Source organism: Nitratireductor aquibiodomus NL21 = JCM 21793 (genome assembly GCF_000615975.1).
GTDB classification, from domain to species: Bacteria; Pseudomonadota; Alphaproteobacteria; order Rhizobiales; family Rhizobiaceae; genus Nitratireductor; species Nitratireductor aquibiodomus.
In genome coordinates this window covers 1-977 of record NZ_BAMP01000192.1, presented here as the reverse complement: position 1 = coordinate 977, position 977 = coordinate 1, and the positions used below count along the sequence as shown (strand labels likewise).

At 66.6% G+C, this 977-nt stretch carries 1 protein-coding gene and 1 pseudogene; both read right to left on the bottom strand.

Annotated elements, in window-relative coordinates; translation table 11 throughout:
• A pseudogene (locus tag JCM21793_RS30800) lies at window positions 1-169 on the bottom strand (P-type conjugative transfer protein TrbG); the annotation flags it as partial.
• Window positions 166-855: a conjugal transfer protein TrbF gene (trbF, locus tag JCM21793_RS23135; RefSeq protein ID WP_025031880.1), complete on the bottom strand. Its 690-nt coding sequence runs from the start codon at window positions 853-855 to the stop codon at window positions 166-168. The pseudogene JCM21793_RS30800 and the gene trbF, both read right to left, overlap by 4 nt.
• Between the last annotated feature and the right edge of the window lie 122 nt (window positions 856-977).

The window sequence follows — 977 nt, the reverse complement described above, 5'->3', positions numbered from 1 at the left end:
CGGCGGTTGTCCGCACGGTCGGCAGCGGCGGCACGTCGGCGTCATAGGCGAATTGGGGCGTGCGGTTGGTGGCGCAGCCCGCCAGCATCGTCGCTGAAAGCAGCAAAGCCGCGAAGGCGGGCTTACGGAAAGCCGGAAGCGCGGCTTTACGGAAAGTCGTGCCGGTCATTGGCCCATCTCCCGCGACCAGTTGATTGCGTTGACGTAGATTCCCAGCGGGTTCGCGCGCAGCCGCTCGGCGTCGCGCGGGGGCTGGATCACGACGGTCAGGATCGCGGTCCATCGCTCGGTCGTGGAGAGCTGACCGTTCTCGTAGTGCCTTTCCGTCCAGGCGACGCGGAAGGAGCTTTGCGACGCGCGGATAACCGACGACACTTCGACGGCGATCTGCTGGCGGCCGACGCGGGTGAAGGGGTCGTTGCTACGGGCGTAGTCATTCAAGGCCGCCGCGCCCCGGTCGGTCGTCCATTCATAGGCCCGGAGCCAGTTCTGGCGGACAATGATCGGGTCGGCCGGAATCGAGCGGACCTGCTCGATGAAGCGGCCGAGATGCCAAGCGATCTGCGGGTCCGTCGGCTGATAGTCGGCGGTGGCCGGAGCGACGGTCTGCGCCTGGCCGAGATTATCGACCTGCACCACCCACGGCACGACGGTCCCGCGCGCCGTGTGCCAGACCAGACCGCCGGCCAAGCCGCCAGACAGTGCGAGCATGCCGAAGAAGGCGAGTCGCCAGTTCTTTGCCTGCACGCGAGAGGAGCCGATACGGTCGTCCCAGTCCTGCTCGGCGCGCTGGTAGGGCGTTTCGGGTTGCGGGGTCTTGCCGTAATGCACGGCGGGTCGTTTGAAGATGTTCATGAGCGGTCACTTTCGGAAAGATTGACGGAAGAACCGGAGCCGTGGCTGTCTCCGCCACGCACGGCATGGGCGGCCATGGTGGTGCCGTGGTTGAGGGCTGCGAACGCTGCATGCGCTGCGCC